The 19251-nt window shown below is 45.4% G+C and carries 18 protein-coding genes; 17 read left to right on the top strand and 1 reads right to left on the bottom strand.

Going from position 1 to position 19251, the window contains the following annotated elements; translation table 11 throughout:
* Positions 1-2: 2 nt before the first annotated feature.
* Positions 3-1364 carry an HD-GYP domain-containing protein gene (locus QBE54_RS09365; RefSeq protein WP_369017926.1) on the top strand — a complete coding sequence of 454 codons (1362 nt, stop codon included), beginning with the start codon at positions 3-5 and terminating at the stop codon, positions 1362-1364.
* Positions 1365-1627: 263 nt separating this feature from the next.
* On the opposite strand, the gene QBE54_RS09360 is transcribed toward QBE54_RS09365, so the two are convergent.
* Entirely contained in the window at positions 1628-2284 is a 657-nt protein-coding gene (locus tag QBE54_RS09360) for a hypothetical protein (protein WP_369017925.1), read from the bottom strand.
* Between the two features lie 196 nt (positions 2285-2480).
* Here QBE54_RS09360 and QBE54_RS09355 point away from each other — a divergent pair, with 196 nt between their 5' ends.
* From QBE54_RS09355 to QBE54_RS09280, 16 genes are all read left to right on the top strand, one after another.
* Positions 2481-3245 (top strand): GolD/DthD family dehydrogenase, encoded by a 765-nt coding sequence (locus QBE54_RS09355; RefSeq protein WP_369017924.1) that lies wholly within the window; start codon positions 2481-2483, stop codon positions 3243-3245.
* Positions 3246-3257: 12 nt separating this feature from the next.
* Complete coding sequence (locus QBE54_RS09350) at positions 3258-4007, top strand: SDR family NAD(P)-dependent oxidoreductase (protein WP_369017923.1); 750 nt, start codon at positions 3258-3260, stop codon at positions 4005-4007.
* An 18-nt stretch (positions 4008-4025) separates the two neighbouring features.
* A complete protein-coding gene (xylB, locus tag QBE54_RS09345) occupies positions 4026-5531 on the top strand; it encodes a xylulokinase (protein WP_369017922.1) in 1506 nt (501 codons plus the stop codon).
* A gap of 42 nt (positions 5532-5573) precedes the next feature.
* Entirely contained in the window at positions 5574-6551 is a 978-nt protein-coding gene (locus QBE54_RS09340) for a sugar-binding transcriptional regulator (RefSeq protein ID WP_369017921.1), read from the top strand.
* A gap of 217 nt (positions 6552-6768) precedes the next feature.
* Positions 6769-8184 carry an extracellular solute-binding protein gene (locus QBE54_RS09335; protein WP_369017920.1) on the top strand — a complete coding sequence of 472 codons (1416 nt, stop codon included), beginning with the start codon at positions 6769-6771 and terminating at the stop codon, positions 8182-8184.
* Between the two features lie 75 nt (positions 8185-8259).
* Positions 8260-9153 (top strand): carbohydrate ABC transporter permease, encoded by an 894-nt coding sequence (locus tag QBE54_RS09330; RefSeq protein ID WP_369017919.1) that lies wholly within the window; start codon positions 8260-8262, stop codon positions 9151-9153.
* Between the two features lie 13 nt (positions 9154-9166).
* On the top strand, positions 9167-10030 hold the full coding sequence (locus tag QBE54_RS09325) for a carbohydrate ABC transporter permease (RefSeq protein WP_369017918.1): 864 nt from the start codon (positions 9167-9169) through the stop codon (positions 10028-10030).
* A 16-nt stretch (positions 10031-10046) separates the two neighbouring features.
* Positions 10047-11177, top strand: a complete 1131-nt coding sequence (locus QBE54_RS09320) for an ABC transporter ATP-binding protein (protein ID WP_369017917.1) — start codon at positions 10047-10049, stop codon at positions 11175-11177.
* 17 nt (positions 11178-11194) lie between these two features.
* Complete coding sequence (locus QBE54_RS09315) at positions 11195-12328, top strand: ABC transporter ATP-binding protein (RefSeq protein WP_369017916.1); 1134 nt, start codon at positions 11195-11197, stop codon at positions 12326-12328.
* Between the two features lie 14 nt (positions 12329-12342).
* Complete coding sequence (locus QBE54_RS09310) at positions 12343-13443, top strand: alcohol dehydrogenase catalytic domain-containing protein (protein ID WP_369019431.1); 1101 nt, start codon at positions 12343-12345, stop codon at positions 13441-13443.
* Positions 13444-13457: 14 nt separating this feature from the next.
* A complete protein-coding gene (gene rpiB / locus QBE54_RS09305) occupies positions 13458-13916 on the top strand; it encodes a ribose 5-phosphate isomerase B (RefSeq protein WP_369017915.1) in 459 nt (152 codons plus the stop codon).
* Positions 13917-13919: 3 nt separating this feature from the next.
* A complete protein-coding gene (gene dhaK, locus QBE54_RS09300; RefSeq protein ID WP_369017914.1) occupies positions 13920-14918 on the top strand; it encodes a dihydroxyacetone kinase subunit DhaK in 999 nt (332 codons plus the stop codon).
* Positions 14919-14924: 6 nt separating this feature from the next.
* Complete coding sequence (dhaL, locus tag QBE54_RS09295; RefSeq protein ID WP_369017913.1) at positions 14925-15572, top strand: dihydroxyacetone kinase subunit DhaL; 648 nt, start codon at positions 14925-14927, stop codon at positions 15570-15572.
* Positions 15573-15719: 147 nt separating this feature from the next.
* A complete protein-coding gene (locus QBE54_RS09290; protein ID WP_369017912.1) occupies positions 15720-16694 on the top strand; it encodes a sugar phosphate isomerase/epimerase family protein in 975 nt (324 codons plus the stop codon).
* A gap of 56 nt (positions 16695-16750) precedes the next feature.
* Complete coding sequence (locus QBE54_RS09285; protein ID WP_369017911.1) at positions 16751-18277, top strand: ABC transporter substrate-binding protein; 1527 nt, start codon at positions 16751-16753, stop codon at positions 18275-18277.
* Between the two features lie 89 nt (positions 18278-18366).
* Positions 18367-19239 (top strand): carbohydrate ABC transporter permease, encoded by an 873-nt coding sequence (locus tag QBE54_RS09280; RefSeq protein ID WP_369017910.1) that lies wholly within the window; start codon positions 18367-18369, stop codon positions 19237-19239.
* Positions 19240-19251: the final 12 nt, after the last annotated feature.

Below are 19251 nucleotides of genomic sequence, written 5' to 3'. Positions count from 1 at the left end.
GGATGTTTGGAGATGAAAGGGGGTGTTGTTTTCTGGTTTTTTCTTCTTTTCTTGAAGAAGAGTTGGATGAGGGTTTAGACTTTCCTGCGATACCGTTATTTGATTTGCTCCTTTGTCTTGCCGAAGTGGTGGATCTGGTTAGTCCTCGTCTTTTTGATCACCATTTGAAGGTAGGGTATCTTGCTTATCGTCTTGGTGAAGCTATGGGATTTCCTGAGAGAGGACAGGAACAGCTCCTTTTTGCTGGGTTAATTCATGACAGTGGTGCTTTCTCTTTGAAAGAACGTCTTGAAGCCCTGGAATTTGAGTTCAGTAATCTTCATTACCATGCTTTCGTAGCTCATTTGCTTTTTAAGGAGTTTTCTTTCCTTCCCGAAATTTCCCGGATATTACTTTTCCATCATCTTCCCTGGGAGGGAGGAAAGGGTTCCTACTGGCAGGGAGATAGGGTTCCTCTGGAGAGCCACGTCCTGCATTTTGCTGATAGATTAAGTATTCTTTTTAAAGCAGACAATGAACCTCTGGAGGAAGTGCGCCGGGTTGGGGAAATTTTGAGGGAACATGTTCCTGAAATTTTCCATCCTGAAGTTTTCGAGGCCTTTTCTTCCTTGCTTGCCAGGGATTATGTGTGGTTTGACTTTTCGTCTCGGGATTTACACCGGATAATCCTGGAAAATGCTTCACCGCAAAAAAAGTGTGTGAATCCCAGTGATTTCCTGGCTCTGGTGAAGCTTGTTTCACATCTCATCGATTTCAGAAGTCCCTTCACAGTAACTCATTCTGCGGGTGTGGCCCAGGTAGCGCTTTTTTTGTCCAAACTGGTTGGATTGGAGAAAAACAAACGGTTTTTATTCTTTGGGATTACCTTCTTGCACGATCTGGGAAAGCTTGCTATTCCGCTGGAGATTTTGGAAAAAGCCGGACCCCTTACTCAGAAAGAACATAACATTGTGAGGTCTCACCCCTACTATACTTATCGAGCACTTGCTTCCGTACCCTCTTTGCGTGTACCCGCTCGGTGGGCAGCTGAACACCACGAGCGTCTTAACGGTGGGGGGTATCCTTTTGGTTTAAAGGGTGAAGAAATTTCTTTAGAATCTCGTATTGTGGCAGTGGCTGATGTTTTTGTGGCTCTTTGTGAAGATCGCCCTTATCGGAAAGGGCTTAGCAGGGCTGAAGTGAAAGAAATTCTTGGCAGGTTGGCTTCTGAGGGGAACCTCGATGAGAGCTTAATTTCTTTACTTTTTGAAAACCTGGATGAAATTGATGAAACAAGAAAAATAGCTCAGGAGGAAGCCGTCCGGGAGTATCAGATGTTTCGTTCCCGCCTGAAAGACTTCAGAAACAAATTCTTTCCAAAATAGAGTTAATATGCTGTTTTTAGTTGTTTTTCTGGGTTGAGTGGGTGTGATTACCCGGAAAATACTAATTTCGAGAGTTTTGCCGTTTTCGGGGTAATCTTTTCTTTCGCTTTCTGGGTTTTTGAGTGAAGTTTTAGCCTTGTTTGTGCTCTTTTGAAGATGCTGCAGTGATGCCTCACCTAAAAATCTTGATGAAATGGATTCGTTGCCTCATTTAAAATTCTATACCAAATTCACCTCCTTAGGGTGAGGAATGGAATCATTTTTCAAGGTAACCATCTCGAACAATTGACATTGGTTACATCAAGAGTTTGGCAGAAATCCCCACTGGGGTTTCCGCCATCGTGGGCAACCAGATCCATTTCACAGAATCCCGGTCTTTTCTCATCCCAATCAGCAAAAGTTCGAACTGGAATCTGGTGTTTGAGAAGCGTTCCGGGCTTGGTGTAGGACCGAAAGGTGAAGGTGAGCTTTCGTTTTTCCTTTTGGAGAAGCCGATCGACGGTCGCTGGAGAAATAGAAAGAAGTTTGGCTTTGACCTCTTGGGAAAGAACCAGTTCCTCATGCTTTTCCAGTTTTTTGATCATCCAAGGAAGTGAGGGAGCGAGTCTTTTCCCACAGGGGCAATCAAAGATGAGCCAGATCTTTTTTAAAGAAGAAAGGACTTCCTCATCATAGATCTTTTTTCGGTTCCTTTTTACCTTGGTGATGGATCCAATGACTCGATACTTTTTGCCGTTTCGTCCGGTGAGATAGACTTTCCGTCTATGATGAGAAAGGAGCCAGGAGGCATACGTCCGGGTGTATCCAGTGAGATGGACGAGTTCATCCAAGATCTTTCTTTTTTCTTTCTTAGTGGCTTTTTGATACTCGGGTGCCATTTTCTTAATGATTTCCCTTCTGGTATTCATGGTGAGCTCCATTTCGTTACCTCCTGTTTTAAAAAAATCACCTGGAGGTAGAATAGTTTATATCAAGATTTTTAGTTGAGGCAACGATAGGAGTTCATCAAGATTTTAGATGATTCAACTCGGGGGCTTGACAAAGTAATAGTTTTCTGTTACTTTACCAAATGATAACTAACATTTGTATGATAAACTCTAAGGAGGGGGTGGATGAATGAGTTTTCAATTTGCAGAGTTTGACCTCACAGATAAAACCGCATTGGTTACTGGAGCAGCCCAGGGTATTGGCAAAGCCATTGCCTTGCTTTTTGCAAGTAAAGGTGCAGACCTTGTTCTTGTTGACCTTAAAGAAGGAGTAAAAAATTTGGCCGAAGAAGTCGCAAAACTGGGCAAGAGAGCGCTTCCTATTGTAGCTGACCTCACCGATTTTTCCTCGCTTCCTGGAGTGGTAGAGAAAGCAATGGATGTTTTTTCAAAAATAGACATCCTGGTGAATAACGCTGGAGTAGCCATTCTCGATGATGCTGAAAATCTTTCTGAAGAAGCCTGGGATAAGACAATGGATATCAATCTTAAGGCTCCGTTTTTGCTCTCTCAACTTGTGGGAAGAGAAATGATCAAAAGAAAAAGCGGCAAGATCATCAACATCGCTTCCCAGGCGGGCATCGTTGCTCTTGATAGGCATGTTGCGTATTGCACAAGCAAGGCTGGTTTAATTGCTATGACCAAAGTGCTGGCGCTTGAGTGGGGCGAATTTGGTATTAACGTGAATGCCATTGCTCCCACCGTGGTGCTTACCGAGTTGGGCAAGAAAGCTTGGGCGGGAGAAGTTGGAGAGGCTATGAAGCAGAAGATACCTTTACGCAGGTTTGCTCTTCCCGAAGAAATCGCTGCTGCAGCCCTGTTTTTGGCAAGCAATGCTTCCGACATGATTACCGGTACCACCTTGGTTGTAGACGGTGGCTACACCATACAGTAGGGGGGATCTTTTATGCGCCTTAAAGACAAAGTGGCTATTGTTACTGGTGCGGGTCAGGGGATTGGAAAAGCGATTGCTCTTGGTTTGGCGAAAGAAGGTTGTTCGGTAATCGTCAACGATGTTAACGAACAAACTGGACAGCAAACTGCCCAGGAAATTCAGGATTTGGGAAGAAAGGCGATATTTGTTCAGGGCGATGTGAGCAAGATAGAGACTGCGTATAAACTCAGAGATACTGCGCTGGAAGAGTTTGGGAGAATCGATATTTTAGTCAATAATGCTGGAATCATGATTTCTGGTCTGGTGGTTGATTACCGCGAGGAGGACTGGGACCGCATTTTTGCTGTTAACGCAAAAAGCGTTTTTCTAATGTGCAAGGTCATAGGTAAAGTGATGATTGACCAGCGCTATGGGAAAATTGTCAACGTGGCTTCCATAGGTGCTAAAGATGGAGATCGCTATCAGGCTGCTTATGCGGCAACCAAGGCTGCAGTTATGAACTTCAGCCGCGCTTTTTCCAAAGAAGTTGCCCAGTACGGGATAAACGTTAACTCTATTTGTCCTGGTTTTGTGGATACTGAAATGGGCAAGGTAAATCTTGCTGACCCTGAAAAGAGAAAAAAGTTTATAGAGAGAACGCCCAAAGGCAGAGTGAGTGTTCCCGAGGATATGGTGGGGCTCACGGTATTTCTGTGTACTGATGAGTCCGAGTTTATCGTTGGTCAAGCCATTAATGTGGACGGAGGAGTACTTTACTACTGATTGGAAGGAGCGAAAATGGTGTCTGGACGGTATATTTTGGGAGTGGACCTTGGCACCTCTTCAATAAAAGCCTCCGTTCTGGATTTAAAGGAGAAAAACATAATCAACGATAGTGTTCCTCTTGAAGTTTCCTATCCGGACTCCTTCAGCGCCGAACAGAATCCTCAAGATTGGTGGCAGGGTTTTGTGGGCTTGATACACAAACTCGCGCAGAAGCTCGGCAATCTCAGGGAAATCCAGGCCGTAGGTCTTTCCGGGCAGATGCTGGGTCTGGTGCTCATGGATAAGGGAGGTAGCCCAGTTCGCCCTTGTCTTATCTGGTGTGATCAGCGCAGTCACCGGGAGAATGAGGAGATTAAAAGTAAACTGGGCTTGGAGAGGGTTGTGAGGATGACAGCAAATACACCTCTTCCCGGCTACTGGCTTCCTAAGATTTTATGGCTGCGCAAGCACGAGCCTGAAAATCTCAAGCATACCAGTAAATTTCTCCTCCCCAAGGATTTTTTGCGTTTTAAGCTCACGGGGGTATATGCTACGGATGTTTCAGATGCTTCGGGCACCCTCCTTTTTGACGTTCAGAATCGCTGTTGGTCAAAGGAAATTTTGAGCATCTTCTCCATCGATGAAAGCCTTCTCCCTCAGGCCGTTGAGTCAACGACAATAACTGGCCAGATTACACAAAAAGCTGCTCTGGAGACTGGTCTTCCCGAAGGCATTCCTGTGGTGGGTGGTGGAGGGGACCAATCCTCAGGCGGTATAGGTCTGGGGGTTATCCGAGATGGCATTATTTCTTGTGTTTTAGGTACTTCAGGTGTAGTTATGGCGAAAACTGATGACGTCAAGCTTGACTTTGAAAACCGGGGTTTGCATTCCTTTTGTTATTCCATGCCAGGAAAATGGTTTTTGATGGGTTGTACGCTGGCAGCCGGTGGTTCTTACCGCTGGTTGCGTGAAGCACTTTCAGTCATAAAACCTGACCTGAGTTTTTCGGAAATGAACAGGCTTGCCGAAAGCGTTCCTGCGGGTAGTGAAGGACTTTTGTTTTTGCCTTATCTTATTGGGGAGCGCACTCCTCATTCTGACCCTATGGCACGGGGAGTTTTTGTGGGCTTGAGCTATCGGCACACAACTGCACATATTGTTCGTTCAGTCATTGAGGGCGTTGCCTTCAGTCAAAAAGACTCAGTGGAGATTTTGAAAAGTTTTTCGCTTACTGGGGAAACTTTGGTGCTTTCGGGTGGAGCAGCTAAAAGCCCTCTCTGGTGCCAGATTCTTGCTGATGTAATTGGTATCACCACCCAGACTACCAACATAGAAGATCCTGCTTCTTCAGGAGCGGCTTTTATTGCAGGTGTGGGTTCAAGAGCCTTTGGTTCTTTTGAAGAGGTTTGTGATTTGTTCATTCGAAGATTACAGTCTTTTGAGCCTTCCTCGGAAACGGTCGAGGGTTATGGAGAAAAGTATATTGCCTACAAAAAGGTCTACCACAGCTTGAAGGAGGTTTTCCCTCTACTTCAAATATAGGTATAATATGTGAAATTATGACCTGGTCGGAGGAGAGAAGCTTTGCCGAGACCGAAGTCTGATAATCCTGAGTTGATGGCCAAGATTGCACGTATGTATTATGAAGATGAGCTGAACATCATTGAAATTGCAGATATATTTGGTGTTTCCCGACAGCTTTGTTCCCGTCTTTTGAAGGAAGCAAAAGACCGAGGTTTGGTGCAAATCAGAATTGTAGATCCCACCAGAGAGCGCGAAAAGGAAATCGAGGATCGACTTCAGGAAGTTTTTGGCCTGCGAGCGGTAAGATGTGTGGAAACCTTTACCCTGGAAAGTGAGCTGACAAGGAAAATCGTTGGGGCAGCAGCAGGACACTTTTTGCTTCGGCTTTTGAAGGCTGGAGATACTATCGGTGTGGCTTACGGAAGAACCATTTATGAAGTAGTTCGCCTGATGCGTCCCAGTGTGTCCATTCCTAACCTGACCGTTGTCCAGATTATGGGAGGTATGAGCCGGGTTTCTGGAGATATTATGGCCACTGAGATACCTCGCAGATTAGGAGAGGTTCTCAAGGCAAAGGTGGTGTATCTTCTGGCACCTGCTTTCACCAAAGACCGAGCTTCAAAGGAGGCTATGCTTCAGGATCCCACTATTAGGGCAACGCTTTCTGAGAAGCTGGATGTGGCTCTGGTCGGTATTGGTGGGGTTTCTCCAGACTCAACGCTTATTCGCACTGGAACAATTACTCAAGAGGAGTTTCAGGAACTTGTAAATAGGAAAGCGGTAGGCGATGTAGTGGGAACCTATTACAACTTACAAGGTGAAATTGTGCATTTTTCGGGAGACGAACGCAGAATTGCTTTGTCGGTTGACGACTTGCGCCAGGTTCCCTGGGTGGTTGGAGTGGTAGGAGGCCTGGAAAAGGTTGATGCTATTTTGGGGGCATTGCGGGGTAGGTTGGTCAACGCTTTGGTGATTGATAGCGTAACTGCTCGAGAAGTCCTTAAAAGAGGCGGTTTCAATATCCAACCTGGAGATTAGGTAAAATTTTTCCAAATTTGTTCTGAAAATATATTGCGTTTGCTTGACAATGTTTTTATTTTACCTTAAATTATGACTGATGTTATTTAACAGAAGTAATAAATTAGTCTGAATCGGGAGGTGATGAGTATAGAAAAAGAGTTGGGATATATGCAAAAACTCTTTAACAGTGTGTTTGCATTGGCTAATTGATTAATTTGAATGGGAGGGATGTTTGGTGAGTCGTTTTCTGAAAGTAGTAGGAGTTATTGGTATCGCTATTTTCCTTTTAAGCGCGGTGGTTTTTGCTCAGGAGGAAGATCTTCTTTCGTACTGTCAGAAAGCCAAAATCAACTGGAGAGCTTACGAAGGTACTCAGTTAACCATTGGTTTGAATAAGCATCCTTTCACAGAATCACTACGCCCCCTTATCCCAGTTTTTGAGGAACTTACAGGTATGAAAGTAGCTTATGTCATATTACCCGAGGAAGAATATTTTGAAAAGCTATTGATTGACCTTTCCAGTGGCGGAGGTATTTTTGACGTATATATGACTTCCCCCATGTTTGAGTGGCGTTACCAGTATGCAGGATGGATCGAAGATCTGAACAAATACTGGAATGACCCCAACCTTACTGACCAGGAGTGGTATGACAGAGAGGACTTTTATGACAAGCCCTTGCGTGCCAACATGTGGGATGGGACCATTGGTGGTGGCCTGGGTCAGGGCCGCTGGAATGCCATCCCGGTGATGGTTGAGTTTTATTGCCAGGCCTACAGGAACGATCTGAGAGAAAAATGGGGTCTGACTGTGGCTCAGACCTATCCAGAGTTACTCGACGTTTTGACCAAGGCAGCTGAGTTGGGTAAAAAAGAACGTCCCCCAGTTTATGGGGTTGCAAATAGGGGTATTAAGAGTTGGTCAACAGTGCACTCAGGTTACTTCACTGCTTTCTTGAGCTACGGCCAGCGAGACCTGACTCCGGATTTGTATGCGGCAATCAATACCCCTGAAGCGATCGAAATAACCAAGATCTGGATTGACATCCTCAAAAAAGCAGGACCTCCGGGCTGGCCAAATTATACCTGGTATGACGCAAAGCAGAGCTTTGCGGCTGGCAGGTTCTATGAAATTACTGACTGTGACTTTTTTGCCGCAACCTATGAGAATCCCAACCAGTCGGTAGTGGCTGGTAAAGTTGGATATGCTCTTCCTCCAAAGGGACCGGACGGAACCATCAAATCCAACATGTGGACCTGGTCGCTGGGTATGAGTTCGCTGTCCAAGCATAAAGAAGCTGCATGGCTCTTCTTGCAGTGGGCAACTGCCCCTATGACCATGCTTGACGCAACTCTTAAACATGATAACTTCAATCCTACTCGTAAATCCGTGTGGGAAAATCCGGCGGTTATTGAAAAGACTATGAAATGGGGAACCAAACCTGGTGAATACAGAGAACTGGTTGACGCAATGTATGCTCAGTATGGAGATGTTGCCTGGATGCCCAATCCAGACGTTACCACGGTTGGCGATATCTGGGCTGAGGCTTTACATGAAGCGTATGAGGACAAAAAGACTGTAGAGGAAGCTCTCAACGACGCAGCTGCAAAGATCAACGAATTCATGGCAAAGTGGAGAGAAAAGAAGGAGTAAATATCCAAAGTACGTTTAACCTCCTCCTGGTCCATCCTTCTGGCGGACCAGGAGGAGGTTAAAGAAGGGAGCTTGATGAGAATGCTAAAGCAAGTTGCCAAAAAGAAGAACATCGCTTTCTGGCTTTTTTTGCCGGCCTTTGCCTTAACGGTAGGCATTCTGGTTCCTTTTGGTTATTCAGTTGCCATGTCGTTTACCAATCTTAATCTTACTGCCGGAACCAAGGCTTTCATAGGTTTAGGCAATTATATAAAAATGATGAAAGACCCAGAATTTTGGAACTCTTTAAAGGTGACGATCTTTTTCACGATTGGAGCCGTTGCTTTTGAAGTTCTGGTGGGCTTTGCTGCTGCGTATCTTCTTAATCTGGGGTTGATGGGCCAGAGAATTTATCGCACTCTTTTTCTGGTTCCGGTGATGTTGCCTCCAACTGTAGCGGCCATTATGTGGAAACTCATGATGGCACCCATACAGGGGGTGTTAAATTATCTTTTGCAACTTGCAGGATTTCTTGGCCTTGAATGGCTTGGTTCTTCAAAAACAGCCCTCATGTCAGTAATTTTGATCGATGCATACGTTTTTATCCCCTTCTGTGGAATGATTTTTCTGGCTGGAGTGCAAAATCTTCCGAAAGAACCTTATGAAGCTGCGGCGGTTGACGGAGTTTCAAGCTGGTTCGTTTTTCGTAAGTTGACTCTCCCGCTTTTAAAGCCGGTGATTCTTATCGTATTGTTGTTCAGGATTATGGATTGTTTAAAGCACTTTGACATAATCTACGCAGCTACCAAAGGTGGACCTGCCAGTGCTACTATGACTTTAACAGTGCAGGCTTATTATCACAGTTTTCGCTGGACGGATATGGGTTATGCCTTTGCCCACCTAGTTGTTCTCTGGGCTATTGTCTACGTTTTGAGTTATTTCATTGTTGAACAGTGGAAAAAAGCCGTGGCTGAAGTGCACGGAAGATAGGGGGTGAGAGAGAATGAGAGACGACGGACTTTCTGTTGGCAAGGCTCTGGCCATTTTTGGATTAGTTTTAATAATGTTGTGGACCCTTTTTCCGTTGTACTGGATATTTTTGATGTCCATTAAGACACCAGTGGATGTTATTGCTTATCCTCCTAAGTTTGTTTTTGATCCCACGCTTGAGAATTATTCGGTTGTTTTGTTTGGAAAGGCCTGGCTTGGAAAGTATGAAACAGTGAAAACGGACTTTCCCCGCTATTTTCTCAACAGTATCATTGTTTGTTCCGGAGCGGTCGCTCTCAGTATGCTGGTTGGTGTTCCTGCTGCCTATTCTCTGGCCCGCTTTGATTTCAGAGGGAAAGAAAACTTTGCTTTTACACTGTTGAGTTTCCGTTTCGCTCCTGGTTTGATAGTTATAATTCCGCTCTACATTATTTTCAGGAAACTTGGTTTCTATGGGACCTATCATGGTATGATCATCGCCTACCAGGTTATTACCCTTCCTTTTGCTGTTTGGTTGATGCGAGGCTTTTTCGAAGATATTCCTCAGGAGCTTGAACAGGCAGCCCGGATTGATGGGTATACCTGGTGGGGAGTGTTTCGCAAGGTCAACATGCCCCTTGTAGCTCCGGGCATTGCAGCCACCGCCATTCTCTCTTTCATCTTTGCCTGGAATGACTTTTTATTTGGGCATGTTCTTTCTTCCGACGTTACCAGGCCAGTTACTCCTTCCTTGATGGGTTTTATTTCCTATGAACAGGTTCTGTGGGGACAAATGGCTGCTGCAGCGATCGTTACTCTGTTGCCTTCAGTGGTTCTGGCTTTCTTTATTCAGCGTTATCTGGTTAGAGGCTTAACTTTTGGAGCAGTAAAGGGTTAAGGTGGAGGTCTGCGGGATGAAAGAAGTCGAATTTGTAGAAGTGGTTAAAAAGTATGGAGATCTGGTGGCAGTGAATAACCTTAATTTAAAAGTTAATGATGGCGAACTGCTTGCAATACTTGGTGCTCCGGGCGCTGGAAAAAGCTCGACTTTAAAAATGGTAGCTGGCGTAGAGGATATTACTTCAGGAGTCATAAAAATTGGAGGTCAGGTAGTTAACGATCTGGATCCCTCCGAAAGAGATGTGGCGATGGCTTTTGAAACTTATGCTCTGTATCCTCACATATCAGTTTTTGAAAATATCGCTTTTCCTCTCCGTTCTCCCAAACGTGCTAAGTACTTTACTGAAGAAGATATTAAAAAAAGAGTACGGGAAGTAGCGGAATTTCTGGAAATAGATATGTTGCTTAACAGAAAACCTAAAGAACTCAGTGGAGGTCAAAGGCAGAGAGTTAGTTTGGCAAGATGTCTTATTAGAGACCCCAAGGTGTTTTTGCTCGATGAGCCCATCGCTCATCTTGATGCCAAGCTGAGACATAAGCTTAGGAGAGAGCTAAAAATCTGGCAGCAAAGAAAGAAAACTACCATGCTTTACACGACCACCGATTATCTGGAAGCCTTTTCTGTGGGAGACAGGATCGCTGTTTTGCATCGGGGTTCGCTTTTACAAGTGGGGACCTGGGATGAAATTTACGAACGGCCTGCTCACCGTTTTATTGGGCAGCTGGTCAGCGATCCCCCCATGAACTTTTTCCAAGGGCAGTTGGTAAGAAATGGAGGGGCAATTCTTTTTGAAACCAAAGGTATTCGTTTTGCGCTTTCTCCAGAAATTCAGAAGAGATTGATGGAGCGCAGCTTCGAAGAAGTGATTTTAGGCGTTTTTCCCAGTAAAGTGCTATTGGAGTTTTCGGATTTCCGTATGGAAGAACACACTGGAACGCTTGTTAAAGCTGTAGTTAGGTTTTCGGAGGTGCGGGGTTCCCGTAAAATCGTTTTTGCTCAGACGGGAGAGGGCGTTACTTTTACTGCTCAAGCTGCTTTGGGTATCCAGTGTCCTCCAGGAAGCGAAAGGGAGTTTTTCTTTCCTGCAGCTTCACTCCAGGTTTTCGACAACATTACTCAACGCAACGTTCTTTTACTTGATTAGGTGGGGTGGTGTAAGTAATGGCTGAGGTGCGAGTTGAGCATGTTTGGAAGTTTTATAGAGAGGAGCTCGGTGAATCAGGGAGAGTACTTGCGGTAGAGGATGTTTCTTTTGTGTGTGAAGATAAAAGTTTTTTATGCTTGCTTGGTCCATCAGGATGTGGGAAAACCACCACTTTACGTATGATTGCTGGTCTTGAAAAAATTTCGAAAGGCGATATTTACATTGGCCAAAGGAAGGTAAACAATCTGCATCCTCGGGACCGTCAAATTGCCATGGCTTTCGAGTCCTACGCTCTTTATCCTCCACTCACCGTTTTTGATAACATTGCTTTCCCGCTTAGAGCCCGGAAATACCCGGAGAAAAAGATACGCGATAAAATCAATACGGTTGCAGAGCTACTGGAAATCCAGGACATCCTTAACCACCGTCCAGCTCGCTTAAGCGGTGGAGAACAGCAACGAGTGTCCCTTGCTCGGGCTCTGGTCCGAGAGGATGCGCTGGTCACTTTAATGGACGAACCTATCTCTCACCTCGATTCACAACTCAAAGCAAAACTAAGAATTGAGTTAAAAAGGGTCCAGGAGGAGTGGGGGTTGACCGTTATATATGTCACTCATGATCAGCTTGAAGCACTGAGTATGGCTGATCGGGTGGTGGTCATGAATTTAGGAAGGATACAGCAAATTGGTTCACCAATTGAGCTTTACGAAAAGCCCAGCAACCTCTTTGTGGCGGGTTTTATAGGTGAGCCCCCCATGAACTTTATTGAGTGTGCTTTAGCTAAAGAAGGAGATAAGTTTTTTTTGCGGTCGACTTTTTTCAATTTTGAGCTGGATAGGGGGCTGGGTTCGGAAATTGCAAAAGAGAGTAAAGCTCCTCAAAAGTTAATCATGGGTGTAAGACCTGGTGATATGACTCTCGGAAAAAGCGAGGATGCTGAATCATATTCCTTGCAGGGACAAATTTTCAGTATAGAACCTCACGGGGAGTCTTCAGTGGTAATCCTTAACCTGGAGAAAGACGTACAGATTTACGTTGAGGTTCCAGGTCTTCCTGAGGCTGCTGAGGGCGAGGTTGCTTGGGTTTCTTTTTCCAAACAAAAGATGCACGTGTTTGATGGAGAAACCGGTGAAGTAATAAGGATTAGTTAGTTTGAAAGGGGTGTATAGAAGTGGAAAGAACGAGTGATATTCCTCGCAAAATGAAAGCGGTAGTGGCTTATAAGCCTGGGGACTATCGTTTGGAAGAAGTCGATGTTCCAGCAATTAACGAAGATGAGGTACTTTTGAGAGTGGGTGGTTGTGGTATTTGTGCTGGCGATGTGAAAGGATACCACGGTGCTCCTTCTTTCTGGGGAGGAGATGGCCAACCTGCTTGGATTATTGCTCCCTTTATTCCGGGTCACGAATTTTATGGACAGGTCGTAGCCATAGGTGATCAAGCCCGAGAGAAGTACGGATTAAACCTTGGTGATTGGGTAGTCTCAGAGCAAATTATTCCCTGTGGTAAGTGTCGCTTTTGTTTAGAGGGAAGTTACTGGATGTGCGAAGTGCACCACATTTACGGTTTCCAGGGCAAAGTTGCTGATGGTGCTTTTGCAGAATACGTGAAACTCCCTTCTACAGCCCGCAATTATCGTTTGCCGGACGGCTTTCCTCTGGAAGTGGCTCCTTATGTTGAGCCTCTGGCCTGTGCCATTCATGCTGTAGAACGGGCAGATATCCAGTTTTACGATGTAGTGGTAATTGCTGGTATGGGTGCTCTGGGATTAGGCATGCTGCAAGCTGCGAAGCTTAAGAATCCCCAGATGGTTATTGTCTTGGATGTCAGGGATCAAAGGTTGGAGTTAGCCAGGAAGCTGGGGGCAGATCTTGCTCTCAATCCGGCCAAGGAGGATGTGGTAAAGAAGATAAAGGAACTTACCGATGGTTATGGTTGCGATGTGTATATTCAGGCAAGTGGGCATCCCAACGGGGTTATCCAGGGTTTGCAGGCCATAAGGAAAATGGGCAGGTATGTGGAATTCAGTGTTTATAATGAGCCAACCACCGTTGACTGGAGCATAATTGGAGACCGTAAAGAACTGGATTTGCGCGGAGCACATTTGAGTCCAAAGGCGTATCCTTCGGCAATTCGTTTTCTTAATTCAGGCGAAATAAAGGCCGATGAAATCATCACTAATCGACTTCCTCTTGATAATTTTATGGAAGGTTTTAAACTGGTAGAAAAGGGTGAGGAATCCATTAAGGTTGTGCTCATACCTTGAGAGGAGGTTAGGCTATGTACCTGGTCATTGCTTCAGACCACTTTGGATATCCCCTGAAGCAGGTAATTGTGGAACACCTGAAAGCAAAAGGAGTTGAGCTTGAGGACTTGGGAGTGTTTTCAGAGAACGAAGAAGTACTTTACCCCGATGTCGCCTTAAAAGCCTGCATGGGGATTAAAGAAGGGAAATACCAGTATGGGATTCTGGTTTGTGGCACCGGCATTGGAATGGCGCTTGCTGCCAATAAAATTCCCGGTATTTACGCTGCCTGCGCTCATGATATTTATTCTGCAGAGAGAGCCAAAAAAAGCAACAATTCTAACGTTTTGACGCTGGGAAGGCACATTGTTGGGCCGGAGCTTGCCAAAAAGCTGGTTGACGCCTGGTTGGAGAGCGATTTTCAGGGAGGGCGTTCTTTGCCCAAAGTTGAGCGTATCAGGGAAATCGAGAAAAAGTTTTTGAAGGAGGCATAAAGCATGAAAAAGTTTATTAATTCCCCTCAGAATCTAATTGAGGAAATGCTGGAAGGTTTTGTGGCTGCCAATTCCAATAAAGTGCGCCGCTTGGAAACAGAAAGAGTACTGGTACGCAAAGACGCTCCAGTGCAGGGTAAAGTAGGCATTGTAACCGGCGGTGGCTCGGGGCATAAACCTGCTTTCATCGGATACATTGGTAAAGGTCTGGTTGATGCAGTGGCGGTGGGGGATATTTTTGCTGCTCCGCCGGTGCAGCGAGCCTATGAAGCTATTAAGGCAGCAAATGGAGGAAAGGGAGTTTTGTTGTGCATTGGAAACTATTCGGGAGATATCATGAACTTTGGCATGGCTAAAGAACTGGCTGAGGCGGAAGGCATACCAGTTGAAACTGTTGTGGTCAACGATGATGTTGCTTCAAGCCCCAAAGAGCGCATGGACAACCGCCGGGGAGTTGCTGGTGAAGTGATACTCTGGAAAATTGCTGGTGCCCTGGCTGAAGAGGGGGCGGACCTCCAAAAACTGAAAGAAGTTGGAGAGCGAGCGGTTTTCAACACCCGTAGCATGGGTGTAGCGCATACTCCCTGCGTTTTGCCCACCACAGGAAAACCCAGCTTTGAAATAGGCGAAGATGAGATGGAAATTGGTGTAGGCCATCATGGTGAGCCAGGGATCCAGAGGACCAAGATGATGAGCGCAGACGAAGTAAGCGAACTTTTGACTCTGAAGGTCATCGAGGATTTGCCTTTCAAATCGGGAGACGAAGTAGTGGTGTTGATCAACGGTTTGGGATCTACTTCGTTGCTTGAGATGTACATTTGCTTCCGTAAAGTCAATCAAATTCTTGCTGACCACAACATAAAGGTTCACCGCACCTATGTTGGAGAGTTTTTCACCTCCCTTGAGATGGGTGGTTTTTCGGTAACTCTGACTAAACTGGATGATGAGCTGAAGAGGCTAATCGATGCTCCCTGTGATGGGGTGCATTTCATTCAACATTGAGGGTGAATGACCATGGAAAAAATCCCTTTCGAGAAAATCAAAGAAGCTTTTTCCAAGGTGGTCGAAAATCTTGAAAAAAACCGCCAATACCTCAACGATTTGGATTCACCCATTGGAGATTCAGACCACGGAGAGAGTGTTTGCAATGCCTTCCAGAAGGTAAAAGAAGCTGTTGATAAGTTTCCTGCTGATCGGAGAGACATTGGGGCGCTTCTTCAGGAAGCGGGCAAGGCCATTATCTTTTCCGGTGGGGCAGCCATGGGACCCCTTTATGGTACTGCTTTTATGGATGCGGGAAAAGCTGTGGTTGGCAAAGAAGAGCTGAACAAAGAAGACGTACTTGCCATGTGGAAGGCTTTTGCTCAGGGCATTCAAAGACGTGGCCAGGTGCAGCCTGGTGAAAAGACCATGTATGATACTATCTATCCTTCTCTCCAGGCCATGGAGAAAGCGTTTTCCGAAGGCAAAAGTTTGCAGGAGATGTTACAGGAGGCAATAAAAGCAGCCAAAGCTGGTATGGAAAGTACCAAGGATATGCTCTCTAAGAGAGGGCGGTCCAGTCGCTTAGGTGAGCGCAGCATTGGTCATATTGACCCTGGTGCTGCATCGAGCTATTTTATAATTGAAGCTTTCTTTGGGAGCCTGATAGAGTAAATCCTTAGGGGGCTTTTAGCCCCCTTTTCTTCCCACTCATTTTTTATAACTCCTTGATGCTTGACTTGAAAAGTGCAAAGTGTTATTCTCTTCTTAAGAAAAAGTTTTATTACATTTGTAACATAAAATCTTCTGGAGGAGGCAGAGATGAATCAACCAAAGCTTTCAGTAGGAATATGGTGTATGGGTGGCGTGGCTGACCGTTTTATGCCCCAGGGCTACGAAGAACCGGTGGATATCAAGGAAAGAATTAAGCGGGTTGCTAAGGTTCCTGAGGTTCGGGCAATTGAATTTTTCGATGACGAACTTATGCATATAGAAGCCAAGGAGCTAAAGTGCATCCTGGATGACCATGGACTGGCTGTGTGTTCAATGAATCTCAACACGCATTCTTTTCCAAAGTGGCAGCTGGGAGCCTTAACTCATTATGATGAAAAAAGAAGAAGGGAGGCGATAGATGCAGCGAAAAAATTAATTGATTTGACGGAAATCTTTGAGTGTTCGACGGTTGGTTTGTGGTTGGGGGTTGATGGATTCGACTATGCTTTTCAAGCAGACTATGAACGTAGCTGGAATTTGCTATCTGAGTCAGTAGCTGAAATTGCTGAATACGGCAACTCAGTTAAAATTGCTCTTGAATACAAGCTCAAGGAACCACGACAGTATTTGCTCCTGGGGAATGCTTTCCGGGCCATATATCTCATTAAAAAACTTGGCAAACCCAATGTTGGTGTTACGGTTGATTTTGGTCATGCTCTGATGGCAAAAGAAAATCCTGGGGAAGTGGTTTCCGTCCTGGCCAAAGAAGGAGTTCTGTATGGGGTGCATTTCAACGATGCGTACCGGGAATGGGATGACGATTTGGTTGCAGGTAGCGTAAACCTTTATGAGACGTTGGAGTTTCTTTACTACGTTAAAAAGAGCAACTACCAGGGATACTTGAGCTTTGACATCTTCCCATATCGAATGGCTCCGGAAAAGGCGCTTGAGTTGTGTGTGAAAAATACCCTGGGTCTTTATGCTCTGCTCGATGAAATAGACGAAGCAGCACTTTCTAAAGCGAGAGAAAGCATGGATGCCGGAGCGGTGCACGAAGTGGTGAGAAAGGTGTTTTTTAAGTGATGTAGTTTGGTAATCCGAATTTCACGTTTCTTGTACGTTTAATGGAGGGGGTTGACATGCGTAAGTACCTTTTTGTACTTGTCGCATTGCTGGTTGTGGCAACTTTTTCCCTGGGAGAGGCAAAAATCAAGTTATTTTTGCCTCCCGGGGAGAAGAATCCGGATGTTGATTTCAGCGGTATTACTTTGAGGGCCATCCATGATTCAGGAGCAGGTAGGATCTTAGAGTGGTATGCTCCGCTTCTTGAAAAAGAGTGCGGAGTTAAGATCGAACGTACTGAGATGGTTGACCTGCCACGGCTTCGCGAAAAGGTTATGGGCGACTTGCTGGCAGGTAAGCCAAGCTGGCAAATCATTGAGATTAATCCCCGTTTCATTGCTGACTTCGCTCTCACCGGTTTGATAGAGCCCCTTGATTCTTACTTTGAAATGTTTGATCCAGAGGACGTCAAAAAATACCTTGACGATATCATTCCAACTTATCGGGAATTCTACATGAAGTGGGGAGGACATTACTGGGCTATTCCTTTTGATGGTGATATCCACCTCTTTAATTATCGCAAGTCTTTCTTTGAAAACCCCAAGTACCAGGAAATGTTTAAGGCCCAGTTCGGGAAAGAATTGCAGCCTCCCGAAACCTGGGATGATTTCGTCGATCTGGCAAAATTCTTTAAGGAGAATGTTTTGCCGCCCGATATGTATTCCACCATGTGGTGGCTTTTGCCCCCTGATGGTTCAGTCTTTTATTTTGATATCGCTGCCTCATACGGAGTGCGTTACTTCAGCGACGATATGGAGCATGCGTTATGGCCCAGAGATAAAGCAGTGGCTGCGTTAAAAAAGATGGTAGAGACGGAACCATACTGTCCTCCTGGAGTGTCCAACTTTGGATTTACAGAAACGGTTGACTACTGGCTGGCAGGAAAGGTTGTATTCCAGATTTGGTTCATAGATATTAATGAGTGGGGGCAGATGGGACAACCCGAAGTTAAAGGTGATGTTGCCAACGCTCTGATCCCTGGCTACAGGGATCCGGAAACTGGAGTGGTAACTCATCGAGCAATGGCTCCCTATAACCGCTTCTGGATTATTCCCAAAAACTTACCTGAGAAAGTAAAGCAGGCAGCATTTTATGTGATGCTGCGAGTATCCAGCCCTGTCTACAGCATCTATTCAGTAGCCGATACCTACTGCGGCATGGATCCTTACCTCTATTCTCACTTTACTGATGAGGCTGCGGCACAGTATACCAAGCCCAATCCCTTGCGAGGTGTTGCTCCCGATTGGCCTGAAAATATACCCACTTTTTCCACTTTTGAAGAGGCCCGCAAGCACCTGGATGGGGGTTTAGCTAACCTGGCTGTTGCGTTCCCAGAAATTAACTGGCCTGGAGCTACCGAGTATACAGAATCTCTATCGAGATGGGTACAGAGAGCTATGAGTGGAGAAGTTACCCCAGAAGAAGCGATTGAGAAAGCAGCTGAGGAATGGGAAGCAATTCGCGACAAACTGGGCAAAGAGAAACAGAAAGAATACTACAAGGAATTTCTGGAAGCAGGCAGAAGAGTCGGTTTCTGGGATTAGAGTTTTAGGTGGTTGCAAGTTGAAAAAACTGCAGGAGGCATTCTGCCTCCTGCAGTGAATCGGAAAAAGAGGGGGTTAAGTAAGGAGAGATGCTCTTTCCCAAGAGAATGCCCAAAAGACCGCTTTATTTAATCATCCCGCCGCAGCTTCTGGTACTGGCTATAGTTATATTTCCCCTGCTTTGGGCAATTTACATTTCTTTTCATAGTTGGAATCCGACCATTTCTCCCGAAAGGCGCTTTGTAGGTATTGCCAATTATATTGCGGTTCTCAAGGACGAACGCTTTTTGGCTTCGCTGGGTAGGATGCTTTATTATTCCGGCGTTGGTGTTACCATTCAGCTTGTTTTGGGAACCTTGATTGCGCTTGCCCTGGTTGAGTACATTCGTTCTGAACGTTTGAGAACTTTTGCTCTGGTCGTTTTTCTCCTTCCCATGATGATGGCGGAAGCCGTGGTGGCCCAAATGTGGACTTTGCTGGTTACGGATACAGGCACCATCAATAACATCCTGGTCTGGCTGGGTTTTTCCCCAATTGGTTGGAGAACACAAAAACTTGCTCTGACCACTCTCATGATAGTGGATATCTGGCAGTGGACGAGCTTGCCTTTATTGATTGCTTATGCTGCACGCATTTCTGTACCCGAGAGATTACTTGAGTCAGCTCGGCTTGACGGAGCTTCAAAGTTTTTGATTCTCAGAAAGATTATTCTTCCCTATATGAGAGTTCCCTTAGCGATAGCTTTTCTGTTACGTTTCATGGATTCTTACAAGTTTCTCGATAAGGTTTTTATCATGACTTATGGGGGGCCAGGAACAGCTACCGAACTTCCGACTTTTTACCTTTATCAAACAGCATTTTCTTACTTTAACGTTGGTTATGCGGCTTCCATGTCCTGGATATTCGGCATTATGGCCGTTGTTGCAATGCTGATTTTCTGGAGATTAACCAAGAGGGCTTAAGGGGTGTTAAGA

It is taken from the genome of Thermatribacter velox (assembly GCF_038396615.1).
In the GTDB taxonomy this organism is placed as follows: Bacteria; Atribacterota; Atribacteria; order Atribacterales; family Thermatribacteraceae; genus Thermatribacter; species Thermatribacter velox.
This window is presented reverse-complemented; position numbering and strand designations above follow the sequence as displayed.